This is a genomic window from Kitasatospora sp. NPDC051853, assembly GCF_044452665.1.
Lineage (GTDB): Bacteria > Actinomycetota > Actinomycetes > Streptomycetales > Streptomycetaceae > Kitasatospora.
Window position 1 is genome coordinate 1 of sequence record NZ_JBITBY010000020.1, and the last position, 16,869, is coordinate 16,869.

Below are 16,869 nucleotides of genomic sequence, written 5' to 3' on the forward strand. Positions count from 1 at the left end.
CCCCGCGGGCCATCACCCTGAGCGGCCGTCAGCTCTTCCGCGACGAACTCCCCGCCACCGCCCCGGCCTTCGACGCGCTCCGCCCCCCCCCGGCCCCCGCCCCCCCCCCCCCCCCCCCCCCGCCCCCCCCCCCCCCCCCCCCCCCCCCCCACCCCCCCCCCCCCCCCCCCCCCCCCCCCCCCCCCCCCCCCCCCCCCCCCCGCCGCCCCCCCCCCCCCCCCCCCCCCCCCCCCCCCCCCGGCGGGCGGCCCCCCCCCCGCGCCCGCTCCCGAGACCGCCCCCGAGCCGACCGCCACGCCGGCCGGGGAGACCGGGGCCGCCACCACAGCGGCCACCACCGACGACGCCTCCCCGAAGGACGACCTCCGATGAGCAGCAGCACCGATCGCGACCTCGACTGGCTGTTGGAGAACCTGCTGGCCTCCACCCCCGGCACCCGGCACGCCCTGGTGCTCTCGGCCGACGGCCTCAAGCTCTGCCACAGCTCGGGCCTGACGGTCGACCAGGCCGACCAGCTGGCCGCGATCGCCTCCGGCCTGCAGAGCCTGGCGCACGGTGCCTCGATCGAGTTCGGCGACCGCACCGGAGGGGTGCGGCAGTCGATGACCGAGTTCCACGGCGGCATCCTGTGCATCGTCGCGGCCGGTGAGGGTGCCCACCTCGCGGTGGTCGCCGAGGAGAGCGCCGACGTCGGCGTGGTCGGCCACAACATGCACGGCCTGGTCGAGCAGATCGGCATCCACCTGACCTCCCCGGCCCGCGCGACCTCCTCGGCATGAGCGCCGCCAGGGCCGTCCCCGGGCCGGACGACTCGCCGGACCGGCTCTACACGGTGACCCGGGGCCGCAGCCGCCCGCCCACGGACGCCTTCGACCTGGTGACGCTGATCGTCGCCGAGCAGGAGCCGGCGCCCGGCATGCAGTCCGAGCTGGCCCGGATCCTGGAGCTGGCCGCCTCCCCGACCGCGGTGGTCGAGCTGGCGGCCGAACTCGCCCTGCCGGTCAGCGTGGTGAAGATCCTGCTCGGTGACCTGCTGGAGGGCGGCCGGATCACCGCCCGGCACCCCCGGTTCGTGCCCAGCAAGGCACGGCTGCCCGACCTCGACACGTTGAAGCAGGTGCTCAATGGACTCCAACGGCTCTGACCGGGCCCTGCTGCGGGCGCGGGCGGTCGCCCCGCTGAGCCCCACCGCCGCCAGTGGTCTGAAGATCGTGGTGGTCGGCGGCTTCGGGGTCGGCAAGACCACCCTGGTCGGCGCGGTGAGCGAGATCCGCCCGCTCAACACCGAGGAGACCATGACCCGGGCCGGCGAGGGCGTGGACGACCCCTCGCTGGTCGCCTCCAAGCGCTCCACCACGGTGGCCTTCGACTTCGGCCGGATCACCCTGGACGAGCGCAACGTGCTCTACCTGTTCGGCGCGCCCGGCCAGGAGCGGTTCTGGTTCCTCTGGGACCGGCTGTTCAGCGGGGCGCTCGGCGCGGTGGTGCTGGTCGACACCCGCCGCCTGGAGGAGTCCTGGTACGCGATCGACCGGCTGGAGCAGCACGGCACCCCGTTCATCGTGGCCCGCAACAACTTCGGCCCGCCCGGCCACGGCCTGGCCGAGGTGCGGGCCGCCCTCGACCTGCCCGAGCACGTCCCGCTGGTGGACTGCGACGCCCGTGACCGGGAGTCCGGCAAACAGGTGCTGATCGGACTGGTCCGCCACATCCAGCAGTTGGCCGAAAGAGCGTACGAGGAGACCCCGTGACCGAGCCCGCGCACACCCCTCCGCCGGGCTGCCCGGCCCACGCCGACGCGGCGCCGCTGTACGGCCCGCGGTTCCAGACCGACCCGCGCGGGGTCTACCAGGAGCTGCGCGCGAAGCACGGCCCGGTGGCCCCGGTGGAGCTGGCCGGGGGAGTGCCGGCCTGGCTGGTGATCGGCTACCGCGAGCTCCAGTTGATGACCAGTCAGCCCAAGGTCTACGGCCGGGACTCCAGCCGGTGGAACCAGTGGCCGGACATCCCGGCGGACTGGCCGCTGAAGCCGATGATGGCGCCGGTGCCGTCGATCCTCTACGCGGAGGGCGCCGAGCACCAGCGCCGCAAGGCCGCGATCACCGACGCGCTGGCGGCGGTGGACCAGTACGAGCTGAAGCAGTACTGCGAGGAGGTGGCCGACCGGCTGATCGACGGCTTCGCCGGGAAGGGCGAGGCCGAACTGGTCACCGACTACGCGCACCGGCTGCCGCTGCTGGTGCTCTGCCGGATGCTCGGCCTCGACGAGGACGAGGCGCCGGTGCTGATCGGCGGACTGGTCGCGATGCTGGACGGCGGGGCCGAGGCCCAGGCCGGCGCGCAGCGGCTGCTCGACGTGATGCTGGGGCTGGTGCTGCGCAAGCGCGAGCAGCCCGGCCCGGACATCACCTCCCGGCTGATCGGCCACGAGGCCGGGCTGACCGACGAGGAGGTCATGCGCGACCTGCGGGTGATCCTGATCGCCGGTCACCAGCCGTCCGCGTACTGGATCTCCAACGCGCTGCGCCTGATGCTCACCGACGAGCGCTTCGCCGCCTCGCTCTCCGGCGGCCGCCGCTCGATCGGCCAGGCGCTCTCCGAGGCGCTCTGGGAGGACACCCCGACGCAGATCTTCGCCGGGCGCTGGGCCACCCGGGACACCCAGCTCGGCGGCCAGCGGATCGCCGCCGGCGACATGCTGCTGCTCGGCATCGCCGGGGCCAACACCGACCCCTCGGTGCGGCAGGCCGACGGCGCCGCGGCCGAGGGCAACCGTGCCTACCTGAGCTACTCCTACGGCCCGCACAGCTGCCCGTTCCCGGCCCAGGAGACCGCCGAGGTGATCGCCGGCACGGCGATCGAGGTGCTGCTGGACCGGCTGCCCGACCTGCGGCTGGCGGTCACCGAGTCGGCGCTGGTCTGGCGGCCGTCCGCCTGGGTCCGCGCACTGGTCGCACTGCCGGTGGCCTTCACCCCGGGCTACGCGGGCTGACCCGGCGTCAGGCCCGTCCCGCTCCCTCCACCCGTCCCCCTCGTCCCCCAGACCCCCGAACCACCGGAGGAAGCATGACCACTGCCCCGATCACCCCGATCCCGATGGACCCGCTGGCCGCCGACAACGCCGCCGAGGGCGCGCTGCTGCGCGCCGCCGGCCCGGTGGTGCCGGTCGAGCTGATGGGCGGGGTGCGCGGCTGGGCCGTCACCCGGCACGAGGCCGCCCGGGCGCTGCTGACCGACGAGCGGCTGGTGAAGAGCGCGCGGCACTGGGCCGCGTACCAGCGCGGCGAGGTGCCGAAGACCTGGCCGCTGATCGGGCTGGCGGTGCCGGGGCCCTCCATGGTGACCACGGACGGGGCCGAGCACCGGCGGCTGCGCTCGATCGTGACGCAGGCCTTCACCCCGCGCCGGGTGGAGGCGATGCGGCCGGGCATCGAGCGGATGACCGCCGAACTGCTCGACCGGGTGGGGGAGCTGGGCCCCGAGGTGGACCTGAAGACGGTCTTCGCCTTCCCGCTGCCGATGACCGTGATCGGCACCCTGCTGGGCGTCCCGGCCGAGGACCACGCCCGGATCCGGGACCTGTACGAGCGCTTCTTCAGCAGCGTGAAGGACCCGGCCGAGGTGCCCGCCATCATCGCCGGGCTGAACGCCTTCGTGAACGACCTGGTGGCGCGTCGGCGTGCCGAGCCGGGGGAGGACCTGACGACCGCTCTGCTGGCGGCCGACGTGGAGGGCGGCGCGCTCACCGACGAGGAGGCGGCGGCCACCCTGCGGGTGATCATCGCGGCCGGGCACGAGACCACCGTCAACCTGATCACCAACGCCGTCCGGGCCCTGCTCACCCATCCGGACCAGCTGGAGCTGGTCCGCAAGGGTGAGGTCGAGTGGGCCGCGGTGGTGGAGGAGTCGCTGCGCTGGACCCCGCCCACCTCCAACTTCCTGTTCCGCTTCACCACCGAGGACGTCGCGTACGGGGACGTGGTGATACCGGCCGGCGAGGCGGTGCTGGTCTCGTACAACGCGATCGGCCGGGACCCGGCGCAGCACGGCGTCACCGCCGAGGTGTTCGACGTGACCCGGGAGCCGTCCCGGATCCTCTCCTTCGGCCACGGGCCGCACGTCTGCCCCGGGGCGTCGCTGGCGCGCCTGGAGGCGGGCATCGCGCTGCCCGCGCTGTTCGCACGCTTCCCCGGGCTCCGGCTGGCCGTGCCGGACGAGGAGCTGCGGCCGAGCCCGTCGATGGTGCTCAACTCGCTGCGGGAGCTGCCGGTCCTGCTCTGACCGGCCGTCAGTCGTGACCCGGCCGGGCGACACGGCCAGGTCACGACTGCGGCACCGGCCGATGAAGGTCGAACGCACACCTTGGCGGGGGATGCCGCTTGGGTTAACGTCTTCGAGCCAGCCCGACCCCCGGGTGCGCACGGATTCCGGTACAGCGCAGTGTTGTTCGTCCCACCGCTGGCATGTCATGCCCTGGCTAGGAGGACTTCGTTGACCACCACCCTGACCGCGACCGGAGGCCGCCGATGACGCTCCGCCCCCGGCAGTTGGCCGTTCCGGCCGCCCTGCTGCTCGCGCTCACGGCCGCCTGCTCCAACTCCTCCTCCTCGGGCGGCGGTGGCGGCGGCTCGGCCGCCCCGCTGACCGGCGACTGCGCCAAGTACCAGGCGTACGCCGGGCACTCGGGCACCAAGGTCACCATGTACGCCTCGATCCTCAGCCCGGAGTCGGACTCGCTGGAGAAGTCCTGGGCCGAGTTCAGTTCTTGTACGGGGATCAAGATCGCGTACGAGGGCTCCAGTGACTTCGAGTCCCAGCTCCAGGTGCGCGTGACCGGCGGCAACGCCCCCGATTTCGCGATCATCCCGCAGCCCGGGCTGCTGGCGCAGATGGTGAAGACCGGAAAGGTCGTGAAGCCGCCGGCCCAGACCGAGGCGAACCAGGCCAGGTGGAGCCCGGTCTGGAAGACCTACGGCTCGGTCAACGGCACCTTCTACGCCGCCCCGATGAGCGCCAACATGAAGTCCCTGGTCTGGTACTCGCCCAAGTATTTCAAGCAGGCCGGGTACGAAGTCCCCAAGAGCTGGGCCGAGTTGACGGCGCTGAGCGACAAGATCGCCGGCTCCGGCTCCACCAAGCCCTGGTGCGGCGGCATCGGCTCCGGCACCGCGACCGGCTGGCCGGCCACCGACTGGCTGGAGGAGGTCGTGCTCGGCACCCACGGCGGTGAGGTCTACGACCAGTGGGTCAGCCACCAGGTGAAGTTCAGCGACCCGAAGATCACCGCCGCGATGCAGACGGTGGCCGGCTGGATGCAGAACCCGGCCTGGGTGAACGGCGGCATCGGTGACGTGAAGTCGATCGCCACCACCACCTTCCAGGACGCCGGGGCGCCGATCCTCACCAACAAGTGCGCCATGCTCCAGCAGGCCTCCTTCTACGCGGCCCAGTGGCCCAAGGGCACGGCGGTCGGGCCGGACGGCGACATCTTCGCGTTCCGCTTCCCGGCGGTGAACCCGGCGGTGCCCAGCCCGGTGGAGGGCGGCGGGGAGTTCCTGGCCGCGTTCAGCAACCGGCCCGAGGTGCAGGCGGTGCAGAACTACCTCTCCAGCAGCGAGTGGGCCAGCAGCCGGGTCAAGGTCTCCAAGGGCTGGGTCTCCGCCAACCAGGGCGTGGACAAGAGCCTCTACACCGACCCGATCGACCAGCTCTCGGCCGCCGCGCTGACCGACCCGGCGGCGACCTTCCGGTTCGACGCCTCCGACCTGATGCCCGCCGCCGTCGGCGCGGGCGCGGAGTGGAAGGCGCTCACCGCCTGGTTCGCCGAGGGACAGGCCATCCCGAAGGTGGCGGCGGACATCGACGCGGCCTGGCCGCAGTAGCCCGCCGTCACGGGCGGCGCGGGTCCACCCGCCCGCGCCGCCCTCACCTTCCTCGCGCCCCTTTCACCCTCTCGCCCTCTCGCCACGCCCGCGACCTGCCCAGTCCGCTCCGTCCATGGACCGCCGAGGAAGGACATCTGAATGACCGTCGGCCTGGCCGCCTCCGCGTGGACCGACGCCGGGATCAAGTTCGGCAACAGCCTGGGCGCCGTGGCCGGCTTCCTGGGCATCCTGCTGGTGGTCTTCTTCGCCGCCGGCCGGGCGAGCGGCCGCTTCGGCAGACCGCTGGCGATCACGGTGATGCTCGGCCCGGCCGTGCTGCTGCTGGTCGTCGGCCTGGTCGCCCCGCTGGTCCGCACGCTCTTCCTGAGCCTCTACAACTCGGACAGTTCGCGCTTCACCGGCTTCGACAACTACGCCTGGGCGTTCACCACCGAGTCCATCCACAGCGTGCTGCTGAACACCGCGCTCTGGCTGCTGGTCGCCCCGCTCACCGCCACCGGCCTCGGCCTGGTGCTGGCCCTGCTGGTGGAGCGGATGCGCTGGCAGGCGGTCTACAAGTCGCTGATCTTCCTGCCGATGGCCGTCTCGCTGGTCGGCGCGGGCATCATCTGGAAGTTCGTCTACGAGTCCCGCGGGGCCGGCCAGCCGCAGATCGGCCTGCTCAGCCAGCTGGCCGTCTCGCTGGGCTGGGAGGACCCGCCGAACTGGATCCTCAGCCAGCCGCTGAACAACTTCCTGCTGATGGCGGTCATGGTCTGGGTGCAGACCGGCTTCGCCATGGTGGTGCTCTCGGCCGCGATCAAGGCCATCCCGGACGAGGTCACCGAGGCGGCCCGGCTGGACGGGGCGCAGGGCTTCCGGCTGTTCAAGGACATCACCGTGCCGATGATCCGCACCACCCTGGTGGTGGTGCTCACCACGGTGATGATCACCACGCTGAAGGCCTTCGACATCGTCCGCACCATGACCGGCGGCAACTTCGGCACCCAGGTGCTGGCCAACGAGATGTACTCGCAGTCCTTCGTCCAGTTCGACGTCGGCCGCGGCTCCACCCTGGCGGTCATCCTCTTCCTGGCCGTGCTGCCGCTGGTGGCCTACAACATCGTCCAGCTGCGCAAGGAGCGTGAGACCAGGTGAAGTCCGTGCGCAAGGCCTTCGGCGGGCCGCTCGGCTCGCTCTTCGTGATCGCCGTGACGGTGCTCTGGACCATCCCCACCCTCGGCCTGCTGGTCACCTCGCTGCGACCCAAGCAGCAGGTGGCGACCACGGGTTGGTGGGAGGTGTTCTCCGATCCGTCGGTCGGCTTCGAGAACTACCACGCGGTGCTGTTCGAGGGCGGCTTCGGCAACAGCAACGGCCTGATGCCCTTCCTGGTCAACTCGCTGGCGATCGCCGTCCCGGCCACCGTCTTCCCGCTGGTGCTGGCCTCGATGGCCGCCTACGCGCTGGCCTGGGTGCGGTTCAAGGGGAGCGACACGGTCTTCTTCGTGATCTTCGCGCTGCAGGTGGTGCCGCTGCAGATGGCGCTCATCCCGCTGCTCCAACTGTTCTCCGGCGGGGCCCACCTGGGCTCGGTGACCGTCATCCCGGCGGTGAACCTGAGCGACACCTACGTGCCGGTCTGGCTGGCGCACACCATGTTCGCCCTGCCGCTGGCCACCTTCCTGCTGCACAACTTCGTCTCCCAGCTGCCGAGGGACCTGATGGAGGCGGCGATCGTGGACGGCGCCTCGCACTTCAAGATCTTCCGCTCCATCGTGCTGCCGCTCTGCACCCCGGCGCTGGCCTCCTTCGCCATCTTCGAGTTCCTCTGGGTCTGGAACGACCTGCTGGTCGCGCTGACCTTCTCCGGCGGGCTGGCCGAGGTGGCTCCGATGACGGTGCGGCTGGCCCAGCTGTCGGGAAGTTTCGGCGGCCGCTGGGAGCTGCTGACGGCCGGTGCGTTCCTCTCGCTGATCGTCCCGCTGGCCGTGTTCTTTGCGCTGCAGCGGTACTTCGTACGGGGCCTGTTGGCCGGTTCTGTCAAGGGTTGACCGGCTGACGAACTGTCATGGCGCAGGAATGTGTGGATTCTGCGGACATGCGCCCGCTCCACCCGGTACACAGGTGGCGGCATTTCGCCGTTGACAGACCTGGGGGCAGTGCGTGCGGTACAGAGAACGACTTTCGGGCCTACTGGTGGCCCTGCTCGCGGCGGCCAGCCTGGCCACCCCGACCAACGCGTCCGCCCTGGACGCAACGGCGAAGCTCGGCAACACCACGACGGGCACCGCCACCGACTCCGGCGACTCCAACCACCTGAACGCCTCGCGCTACGTGATCGGCAGCAAGGGCGGGCAGGTCAGCAGCATCTCGGTGTACGTGGGCGCGGTCGACGCCGCGCCCAACAACCAGTACCAGGTGGCCGTGTACGGTGACGCCGGCGGCAAGCCGGGCACCCTGCTGGCCAACAGCGCGGCGGGCACGCTGACCGCCAACTCCTGGAACACCCTGCCGGTTTCGGCCACCCTGACCCCGAACACCGCCTACTGGCTGGCCTACAACAGCAACGGCTCCAGCCAGGCCGTGAACAACCTGCGCTACTCCACCGGTGGCAAGGGCGCGTACAGCAACTCCTCGTCCCCGTACGGGAGCTGGCCGTCCAGCTTCGGGGCGTCCACCAACACCGGCCTGGACTTCTCGATCCACGCGACCTACACGCCGGGCAACCCGCCGGTCTGGACGCCGGGCGCCGGGCCGGGCGCCAGCGGGCCGGTGCTGCTGGTCACCACGGCGGCCAACCCGTACTCCAAGTACCTCGCGGAGATCCTGAAGGCCGAGGGGCTGAACAGCTTCAAGACCGTGGACCTCTCGCAGGTGAACAGCCTGATGCTGACCCAGCAGAGCCTGGTGCTGCTCGGCGAGACCGCCCTGACGGACGCCCAGGTCTCGATGTTCACCACCTGGACCAACGGCGGCGGACGGCTGATCGCGATGCGGCCGGACAAGAAGCTGGCCCCGCTGCTGGGCCTGACCGCCACGCCGGACACGCTGGCGGACACCTACCTGAAGATCGACACCTCGGCCGCCCCCGGTGCCGGGCTGACCGCCGACACCATGGGCTTCCACGGCACCGCCGACCGGTACGCGCTGAACGGCGCGACCGCGGTGGCCAGCCTCTACAGCGACGTCTCCACCGCCACCACCAACCCGGCGGTCTCGCTCCGGGCGGCCGGCAGCGGCCAGGCCGCCGCGTTCACCTTCGACCTGGCCCGCTCGGTGGTGCAGACCCGGCAGGGCAACGCCGCCTGGGCCGGCCAGCAGCGCGACGGCGTGGACGGCTACGAGGCCAGCGAGATGTTCTTCGGCCAGACCGGCCAGGCGAACTGGAACAACCTCGACAAGGCGCTGATCCCGATCGCCGACGAGCAGCAGCGCCTGCTCGCCAACCTGGTGACCCGGATGAACCTCTCCAAGGCCCCGCTGCCGCGCTTCTGGTACTTCCCCCGGGACGTCAAGGCCGTCGTGGTGATGACCGGTGACGACCACGGCGTGGGCGGCACCTCCGGCCGCTGGGACAGCTTCATCTCGCAGAGCCCGGCCGGCTGCAAGGTGGCCGACTGGGAGTGCGTGCGCGCCTCCTCCTACCTCTACAGCGGCGGCCCGCTGACCGCCGCGCAGGCGCAGGCCTACTCCGACGAGGGCTTCGAGGTCGGCTCGCACATCACCACCGACTGCCGCCCGTGGGGCACCGCGGCCAACCTGCAGTCCATGTACAGCAGCCAGTTGAACGCCTGGAAGACCAAGTACCCGGCGCTGCCGACGCCTTCGAGCAGCCGCACGCACTGCGTGGAGTGGGACGACTGGGCCACCCAGGCCAAGACCAAGCTGGCCAACGGCATCCGGATGGACCACGACTACTACTACTACCCGGCCGCCTTCGTGAACGACCGGCCCGGCTACTTCAACGGCACCGGGCTGCCGATGAAGTTCGCTGACACCGACGGCAGCGTCATCGACGTCTACCAGGCCACCACCCAGCTCACCGACGAGTCCGGCCAGTCCTACCCCGGCACCGTCAACACCCTGCTGAACGCCGCCTACGGCGCCCAGGGCTACTACGCCGCGCTGACCGCCAACATCCACACCGACTTCGCCCCCTCGCAGACCGCCGACCAGATCGTGGCGGCGGCCAAGGCCAAGGGCGCGCCGGTGGTCTCCGGCCGGCAGCTGCTCAACTGGCTGGACGGGCGCAACGGTTCGGCCTTCAGCGGGATCAGCTGGAACGGCACCACGCTCTCCTTCTCGATCACCGGCGGGGTCAACGGCCTGCGGGCGATGCTGCCGGTGCAGGCCGCCAGTGGCACCCTGCTCGGGATCAAGCAGGGCGGCGTGACGGTGCCCTACCGGGTGGAGACGGTCAAGGGCGTCAACTACGCCTTCTTCAACGGCAACGTCGGCTCCTTCACCGCCACCTACGGCCAGGACACCACCCGGCCGACCGTCACCGGCACCACCCCGGCCAACGGCGCCGTCAACGTGCCGGGGCAGAACGCGCTGCGCTTCGCCTTCAGCGAGCCGCTGGACGGCTCCTCGGTCGGCCAGACCGACGTCACGGTGGTCCCGACCGCCGGTGGCGCGGCGGTGAGCGGCACGGTGTCGTACGACTCCACGACCAGCGGGGTGCTCTTCACCCCGTCCGCACCGCTGGAGGTGACGACCGGTTACACCGCCACCGTGCAGGGCGTCCGGGACGTGGCCGGCAACACGCTGGCCGCGCCGTACACCATCTCCTTCACCACGGCCGCACCGCCGCCGCTGACCATCGGCAACGCCGACATCGGCGTCCAGACCGACGACAACGACGCCAACCACCTGAACGGCAGCCGGATCGTCACGGGCTCCTCGCCGGTGACCCTCAAGCAGCTCAGCGTGCACGTCGGGTCGGTCGGCGCGGCACCCAACAACCAGTTCCAGATGGCGGTCTACAGCGACGCCGGCGGCGTGCCGGGCAACCTGGTGGTCAGCACCGCGGCCGGGACGCTGACGGCGGACTCGTGGAACTCGCTGCCGGTGGACGTGACGCTGGCGGCGGGGACGGCGTACTGGCTGGTCTACAACACCAACGGCACCGGGCCGGCGCTGAACAACATGCACTACAGCGCCGGGTCGTTCGGGGACGGTGCGTACCAGGGGGCGGCGGTGCCGTTCGGCACCTGGCCCGGCAGCTTCGGGCCGGCGAACCGGACCTCGCTGTCGTACTCGCTGTACGGGACGTACTGACGCGCTGGCGTACTGACGTACTGACGTACCGACGTACCGACGTACTGGTGTACTGACACGCTGACGCACTGAGGCGGGGCCTGAGGCTTTGTCACAGCTCAGTGACAGAAGGCGCCTGGGTTTTGAACCTGTTCAGATGGGTGGATAGTCTCCAGGAGTCTCGGGCACGGCGCGGCATCCCTGAGGGGTGTCGCGCCGTGCCCGTCGAACTCCGAGGGAGCGTCATGTCCACTCCGTCCAACGCTGGTTCACAAGATCCGGGGCAGAAGGCCGCCGGGCAGCAGGTGCCGAAGCCGGCCGCTGCCGGTGCGTCCGGTGCCGGTGCGCCCGCTGCTGGTGCGCCTGGCCCGAAGCCGGCCGGTCCGGTGCGGGGTGCCGGGGGGCAGCAGGTGCCGCGGCAGCCCGGCGCCAACGTGTGGGCACCGCCGAAGCCCGCTCCGAAGCCGCTCTGGGACACCGGCACCGCCCCGGAGCGGCCGGCCCCGCCCGGTGGGCGGGTGCTGCTCGGGGTCCTGCTGAGCGGGCTGGTCGCGGCCACCGTGCTGAGCGACGGCGTGGGCGTGAACCTGCTGCTGGTCGCGCTGGCCGCCGCCGTGGCGGCCGGTTCGGCCGCGGTGGCGCGCGGGCGGCGGGCCAGGCCGTGGACCGTGGTCTGGGGCGTGTCGGCCTTCGCGCTGCTGCTGGTGCCGGTGCTGAGCGATGCGGGCTGGCCCAGCTTCCTGGCCTTCGTGGCCGCGGTCGGGGCGGCCTCGCTGGCCCTGCACGGCGGCACCCGGTGGGCGGCCGTACTGCTCGGCCCGATCTGGCTCCTGCCGCACTTCTTCACGGCCCTGCCGTGGGCGGCCCGGGGGTTGAAGGGCCGTTCGCTCCCGTCCTCGGCGCGCTCCAGGGCGGTGCCGCTGGTGAAGTCGGTGGTGGTGACGGGGCTGCTGCTGCTGGTCTTCGGCGCGCTGTTCGCCAGCGCCGACGCGGCGGTGGGCGAGCTGGTCGACGAGCTGGTGCCCAGCTTCGACCTGGGCGAACTCCCGTTCCGTGTCTTCCTGTTCGGCGTCGGCGTGGCGGTCGCCCTGGCCGCCGCGCACCTCGCCGCCGCCCCGCGCCGCTTCGACCGGCTCCCGGTCGGACCCGGCCGCGAGCGCGGCCGCACCGAGTGGGCCCTCCCGATGGTCGCGCTCAACCTGCTCTTCGGCGCCTTCGTCGCCATCCAGGCCGTGGTCTTCTTCGGCGGCTACGAGGCCGTGATGAGCAAGCCCGGGCTGGTGCCGGCCGAGTACGCCCGGCAGGGCTTCTGGCAGCTGCTCTGGGTCACCGTGCTGGCCCTCGCCGTGGTGGCGCTGGCCCAGCGCTGGGCGCCCCGGCAGACGGCCTCCGACCGGCTGCTGGCCAAGGGCCTGGTCGGCCTGCTCTGCGTGCTCACCCTGGTCGTGGTCGCCTCCGCGTACTACCGGATGCAGCGGTACGTCGACGTCTTCGGGCTGACCCGGCTGCGGGTGACGGTCACGGCGGCGGAGCTCTGGCTCGGCGTGGTCTTCCTGCTGGTGCTGGCCGCGGTGCTGGCCGGTGCCTCGGTCGCGCGGCTGCTGCCCCGGGCCGTGGCGCTCAGCGCGGTGGCCGGCGTGGCGGTCTTCGGCCTGGTCCGGCCGGACGCGCTGATCGCCGAGCAGAACGTCGCCCGCTTCGAGCGCCTCGGCACCATCGACCTCGACTACCTCAGCAGCCTCTCCGCCGACGCCGTCCCGGCGCTCGACCGGCTGCCGGCGGACCGGCGGACCTGCGCCCTCCAGTACCTCGCCGAATCGCTCGACGGGCGGGACACCCCCTGGTACGCGGCCAGCCTCTCGGAGAGCCGGGCGCAGCAGCTGCTGCGGGAGCGGCCGGTGGACCTGAAGGCGCGGTGCAGCACCAGCCGCTACCCGATGGGTGAGGAACTGCCGTAGGAGCCTGCGGGATCGGGACGGACTGCCGTGGGCGTGCCGGGGGGCACGTCCACGGTCGTTTCCGCGGTGGTCGTTCCTGCGGCGGTTGCTTCCGCGGCGGTCGTCTCCACGGTGATCGTTTCTGCGGCGGTCGTTCCCGTGGTGGTCATGGCGGTCGTGGGGGCCGGGCTCCTGGCGGCCTTCCGCTGATTCCTGGCCGGCCTCCCGCAGGGCTCCTCGCGCGTTCGTGGTCGTCCCGGGGGCCGCCGGGAGTGTCCTAGGCGGTGTCGTCAAAGGAGTCATGCCCACATGAGTAGTGCCGCGAGGGTGACGGCCGCCTGGTAGGACTTGGCCGTCTTGTCGTACCTGGTGGCGAGGCCGCGCCATTGCTTGATCCGGTTGAAGCAGCGTTCGACGACGTTGCGTTGCCGGTACAGCTTCTTGTCGAAGGCCGGCGGGCGTCCGCCCGCTCTGCCGCGCCGTCGGCGGTTGGCCACTTGGTCGGCGCGTTCGGGGATGGTGTGGGTGATGTGGCGCTGCCGCAGCCAGGTGCGGATCGCTCTGGAGCTGTAGCCCTTGTCGCCCAGGACGTGGTCGGGCCGGGTGCGGGGGCGTCCCGGCCCGGTCCGGGGAACGCGGATGGCGTCCATGAGGGTGGTGAACCAGGTGCAGTCGTTGGTGTTCCCGCCGGTGAGGACGAAGGCGAGCGGGCGGCCGAGCCCGTCCACGGCCAGGTGGATCTTGCTGGTCAGACCGCCCCGGGAGCGTCCGAGTGCCTGGTCGTGGGCCCCTTTTTGCGGGCTCCGGCGGCATGCTGGTGGGCGCGGACGATCGTGGAGTCGACCGACACGAGCCAGTCGATGTCCCCGGTTGCGTCGGCCTTCGCCTGCGCGGTGCGCAGCATCCGCTCGAAGGTGCCGTCCGCGGCCCAGCGGCGGAAGCGGGTGTGCAGGGTGGCCCACGACCCGTACCGCTCGGGCACGTCCCGCCAGGCCACCCCGGTCCGGAACTTCCACACGATCCCGTTCAGCACCGTCCGGTCGTCCAGACGCGGACGCCCCGTCACGGACCTGGGCAGCAACGGACCGACCAGAGCCCACTCCGCATCGGACAGCTCATGACGACGTATCACCCCACCATGATCCACTAATCAAGATCACTTTGACGACACCACCTAGGCTGGACGGTGCGCGGGGCTGGTCTCCGTCGAGCCGCCCCGAACCGAAGGACCTGCCATGCCGTACGACCCGCCCAGCCACTCGGTCGAACGCTCGCTGCGCCGGGCGGGCGCCCAGCTGGTGGCCGGGCTCGACGAGGTCGGCCGGGGCGCCTGGGCCGGGCCGGTCACCGTCGGCGCCGCGGTCACCGGGCTGCGCAAGCCGCCCGCCGGGCTCACCGACTCCAAGCTGCTCACCGAGAAGCGCCGGGCCGAACTCGCCCCGCTGCTCGCCGAGTGGGTCACCGCCTACGCGCTCGGCCACGCCTCGCCCGAGGAGTGCGACGAACTCGGCATGACCGCCGCGCTGAGGCTGGCGGCGGTGCGCGCGCTGGAGGCCCTTCCGGTCCGGCCGGACGCGGTGATCCTCGACGGCAAGCACGACTACCTCGGCGGTCCGTGGCGGGTCCGCACCGTGATCAAGGGTGACCAGTCCTGCATCTGCGTCTCCGCCGCCTCGGTCCTCGCCAAGGTGGAGCGGGACACGATGATGGCCGAGCTCGGCGAGGAGTACCCGGAGTTCGCCTTCGCCGAGAACGCCGGCTACCCCTCGCCGGTGCACCGCGCCGCGCTGGAGGAGCACGGCCCGACCCGCCACCACCGGCTCTCCTGGGCCTACATGGACGCGCTGCCGCGGTGGAGCCACCTCAAGCGGGTCCGCGAGCCCGAGCCCCAGGACGAGCAGCTGACGCTGGGCTTCTGACACGGTGTCGGGTGGATGACCACTCGGTCCCAACTGGTGGGGCGCCCGTGCGCGTTCGACCGCCATTTGATAGACATCGGGTCATGCCTGTTTCCCCCGAGGATCCGGAAAACCACGTGCGCGTGGGGCCGGAGATCCACGAGAGTGTCCCGGGCCCCGGTGTCCCCCTCCCGCGAGAGTCTTCCCCCCGTATGCCTGATGCCCAGTCCGCTGGTGTCCCGTCCGCCGCTCCCACCCGGTCCGTCCCGCTGCCCGGGCCGCGTCCGGCTCCCAAGCCCGGCCCCCGGCCCGGCCCGCCGCCGGGCGCCGCGTCCCGGAAGCCGGGCGCCACGGTGCAGTTGGTGCCCTCCACCGCGCGCGACGCGGTCGAGCGCGCCGACGAGACCGTGGACCGGCTGCTCGAGTCGGGCCGCGGGCCGGAGACGGTCCTGGTCCTGACGGTGGGTGAGCACCACCCCTGGCAGCAGCACGAACTCACCTTCGGCGAGGAGCGCTACTGGGCGCAGCTCACCGAGGGCGGTGACGTCTTCTACGCCGACGCCGCGGCGAGCCGGACGGTCGGCCGTCCGGTGGTGGTCCTGGTGGCCAACTCGGCGGGCGGGGAGCTGCTGGCCGCGGCCGCCCGGAGCGCGCAGGCGCTGGCCGGCGAGCTGCTGGTCGTCTGCGGCGAGGCCGCCGTGGTCGGGCCGCTGTTCTCCGAGGCGAAGAGCCCGGTCGGCGTCTGAGCCGTTCCGTCGGTACTTCGGTGCTGACGGTGGTGGTCCCCGGTCCAGTGGTTTCGCGGACCGGGGACCACCGTCGTGCGCGGGCCGTTGTCGTGTGCGGTGCCGTTCGATGTTCCCTCGGCCGGCCGTCCGCCCCGGGGCGTCAGCCGGTCGCGGTGCGGCGCAGCGGGCTGACCGGGGCGACCTGACCCGGGTGGCTGCGGGTGGAGCGCGGCGCGAGCTCGGTGACGGTGTGCACCGGGCCCTCGCTCCAGGAGGCCGAGTTGGGCGTCCGGCCGTGGCGGCCGTCCCCGAGGGACTGCCAGCCGGTCGGCGTCAGCGCGATGTACGAGCCGCAGCGCAGTCCGTGCAGGGCGGCCGCGTCGCGCAGGGCCCACATCCACGCGCCGTCCTGCTCCGTCCAGCCCGGCGCGCCCTCGCGGCAGCGCAGCAGGACCGCCGTCCTGCTGGGCCGGGCCAGCCGGAGGTCGTGCGGGGTGACCAGCCGGAGGTGGGAGAGGATCTCGTTCCGGTGCTGCCAGCCGTCCTGGACCTGCTGGCGGGCGGGGAACGAGGCGGACGCGGTGACCTGGTGCAGGGCGTCCAGCACCGCGACCACCGTGGTGCCCGGCTGCGGGAGGTGACGCTGGTGCAGCTCGGAGACGAACTCGCGCGGGTCGCGGAGCAGCGGGACGTCGGCCTCCGCCCAGCCCTCGAGGTCGAGCGTGCGTCTCCGGGAGAACCGGGGTCGGTCGCTGCCGCTGATCACGATCCTCCTTCCCGGCCCGTCGCCCGCGTGTCGCGGGGCAGGCGGGTATCTGCGTACGCCGAAGGCCGGGTCCACCGGACCGGGCTATGGGTACCTCCCAATTCTCAGGTCAGAACGGCTGAGCGGCAACGATGAAATGACGAACGCCGCCCGAATGCCTATGGTCTGCCGGATATATTCCACCTCGGGCTGACTGCCATTCGGCTGACGGAGGGTCGGATCTGTCAGGTTCGCGGTCACGGGTCGTCAGGTCGGCCGCCGGGCAAGGGGGCTGCCACGCCCCCTCCGCTCCTCCTGCCCCTCGGTGCCCGTCCTCCCGACCGGCCCCGCTGGTCAGGGCGGTGCGGTCCGGGTGCCTGAGGCTCGTTCCACTCCTCCCACTTCCCTCACTCCTTCCGCGGCGCTCTCCGCAGC

General features: G+C 72.1%; 14 protein-coding genes. 12 read left to right on the forward strand and 2 right to left on the reverse strand.

The genetic code is table 11. From position 1 onward, the window contains the following. The first annotated feature begins 368 nt into the window (after positions 1 to 368). From ACIA8O_RS37940 to ACIA8O_RS37985, 10 genes are all read left to right on the forward strand, one after another. Positions 369 to 779: a roadblock/LC7 domain-containing protein gene (locus ACIA8O_RS37940; protein ID WP_396298627.1), complete on the forward strand. Its 411-nt coding sequence runs from the start codon at positions 369 to 371 to the stop codon at positions 777 to 779. After that, complete coding sequence (locus tag ACIA8O_RS37945; protein WP_396298628.1) at positions 776 to 1,144, forward strand: DUF742 domain-containing protein; 369 nt, start codon at positions 776 to 778, stop codon at positions 1,142 to 1,144. The genes ACIA8O_RS37940 and ACIA8O_RS37945 overlap by 4 nt, the downstream gene beginning before the upstream one ends. Further along, positions 1,125 to 1,751 (forward strand): GTP-binding protein, encoded by a 627-nt coding sequence (locus tag ACIA8O_RS37950; RefSeq protein WP_396298629.1) that lies wholly within the window; start codon positions 1,125 to 1,127, stop codon positions 1,749 to 1,751. Before ACIA8O_RS37945 ends, ACIA8O_RS37950 begins: the two co-directional genes overlap by 20 nt. Then, positions 1,748 to 2,992 (forward strand): cytochrome P450, encoded by a 1,245-nt coding sequence (locus ACIA8O_RS37955; protein ID WP_396298630.1) that lies wholly within the window; start codon positions 1,748 to 1,750, stop codon positions 2,990 to 2,992. Before ACIA8O_RS37950 ends, ACIA8O_RS37955 begins: the two co-directional genes overlap by 4 nt. A gap of 74 nt (positions 2,993 to 3,066) precedes the next feature. Then, positions 3,067 to 4,281, forward strand: coding sequence for a cytochrome P450 (locus ACIA8O_RS37960; RefSeq protein WP_396298631.1), 1,215 nt, complete (start codon positions 3,067 to 3,069; stop codon positions 4,279 to 4,281). A gap of 245 nt (positions 4,282 to 4,526) precedes the next feature. Beyond that, positions 4,527 to 5,882, forward strand: coding sequence for an ABC transporter substrate-binding protein (locus ACIA8O_RS37965; RefSeq protein ID WP_396298632.1), 1,356 nt, complete (start codon positions 4,527 to 4,529; stop codon positions 5,880 to 5,882). 141 nt (positions 5,883 to 6,023) lie between these two features. Beyond that, positions 6,024 to 7,022, forward strand: coding sequence for a carbohydrate ABC transporter permease (locus tag ACIA8O_RS37970; RefSeq protein ID WP_396298633.1), 999 nt, complete (start codon positions 6,024 to 6,026; stop codon positions 7,020 to 7,022). After that, on the forward strand, positions 7,019 to 7,918 hold the full coding sequence (locus ACIA8O_RS37975) for a carbohydrate ABC transporter permease (RefSeq protein ID WP_396298634.1): 900 nt from the start codon (positions 7,019 to 7,021) through the stop codon (positions 7,916 to 7,918). Before ACIA8O_RS37970 ends, ACIA8O_RS37975 begins: the two co-directional genes overlap by 4 nt. 112 nt (positions 7,919 to 8,030) lie before the next feature. Beyond that, on the forward strand, positions 8,031 to 11,147 hold the full coding sequence (locus tag ACIA8O_RS37980; RefSeq protein WP_396298635.1) for an Ig-like domain-containing protein: 3,117 nt from the start codon (positions 8,031 to 8,033) through the stop codon (positions 11,145 to 11,147). A 389-nt stretch (positions 11,148 to 11,536) separates the two neighbouring features. Further along, positions 11,537 to 13,084 (forward strand): DUF4153 domain-containing protein, encoded by a 1,548-nt coding sequence (locus ACIA8O_RS37985; protein ID WP_396298636.1) that lies wholly within the window; start codon positions 11,537 to 11,539, stop codon positions 13,082 to 13,084. Between the two features lie 278 nt (positions 13,085 to 13,362). Here the strand turns inward: ACIA8O_RS37985 and ACIA8O_RS37990 are convergent. Beyond that, a protein-coding gene (locus ACIA8O_RS37990; RefSeq protein WP_396298690.1) for an IS5 family transposase occupies positions 13,363 to 14,192 on the reverse strand; the annotation gives its coding sequence in 2 pieces (ribosomal slippage) (positions 13,363 to 13,844 and positions 13,844 to 14,192; 831 coding nt in all). A gap of 106 nt (positions 14,193 to 14,298) precedes the next feature. Between ACIA8O_RS37990 and ACIA8O_RS37995 the strand changes: the two genes are divergently transcribed. Both ACIA8O_RS37995 and ACIA8O_RS38000 read left to right on the forward strand, forming a co-directional pair. Continuing rightward, positions 14,299 to 14,982: a ribonuclease HII gene (locus ACIA8O_RS37995; RefSeq protein ID WP_396298637.1), complete on the forward strand. Its 684-nt coding sequence runs from the start codon at positions 14,299 to 14,301 to the stop codon at positions 14,980 to 14,982. 341 nt (positions 14,983 to 15,323) lie between these two features. Then, positions 15,324 to 15,707 carry a hypothetical protein gene (locus tag ACIA8O_RS38000; protein ID WP_396298638.1) on the forward strand — a complete coding sequence of 128 codons (384 nt, stop codon included), beginning with the start codon at positions 15,324 to 15,326 and terminating at the stop codon, positions 15,705 to 15,707. A 142-nt stretch (positions 15,708 to 15,849) separates the two neighbouring features. Here ACIA8O_RS38000 and ACIA8O_RS38005 read toward each other — a convergent pair whose 3' ends face one another. After that, a complete protein-coding gene (locus ACIA8O_RS38005; protein ID WP_396298639.1) occupies positions 15,850 to 16,455 on the reverse strand; it encodes a hypothetical protein in 606 nt (201 codons plus the stop codon). Positions 16,456 to 16,869: the final 414 nt, after the last annotated feature.

Bases quoted from the DNA above. Each gene is read 5' to 3' on its own strand.
- ACIA8O_RS37940 (WP_396298627.1), top strand. From the start codon at position 369: ATGAGCAGCAGCACCGATCGCGACCTCGACTGGCTGTTGGAGAACCTG.
- ACIA8O_RS37945 (WP_396298628.1), top strand. From the start codon at position 776: ATGAGCGCCGCCAGGGCCGTCCCCGGGCCGGACGACTCGCCGGACCGG.
- ACIA8O_RS37950 (WP_396298629.1), top strand. From the start codon at position 1,125: ATGGACTCCAACGGCTCTGACCGGGCCCTGCTGCGGGCGCGGGCGGTC.
- ACIA8O_RS37960 (WP_396298631.1), top strand. From the start codon at position 3,067: ATGACCACTGCCCCGATCACCCCGATCCCGATGGACCCGCTGGCCGCC.
- ACIA8O_RS37965 (WP_396298632.1), top strand. From the start codon at position 4,527: ATGACGCTCCGCCCCCGGCAGTTGGCCGTTCCGGCCGCCCTGCTGCTC.
- ACIA8O_RS37970 (WP_396298633.1), top strand. From the start codon at position 6,024: ATGACCGTCGGCCTGGCCGCCTCCGCGTGGACCGACGCCGGGATCAAG.
- ACIA8O_RS37995 (WP_396298637.1), top strand. From the start codon at position 14,299: ATGCCGTACGACCCGCCCAGCCACTCGGTCGAACGCTCGCTGCGCCGG.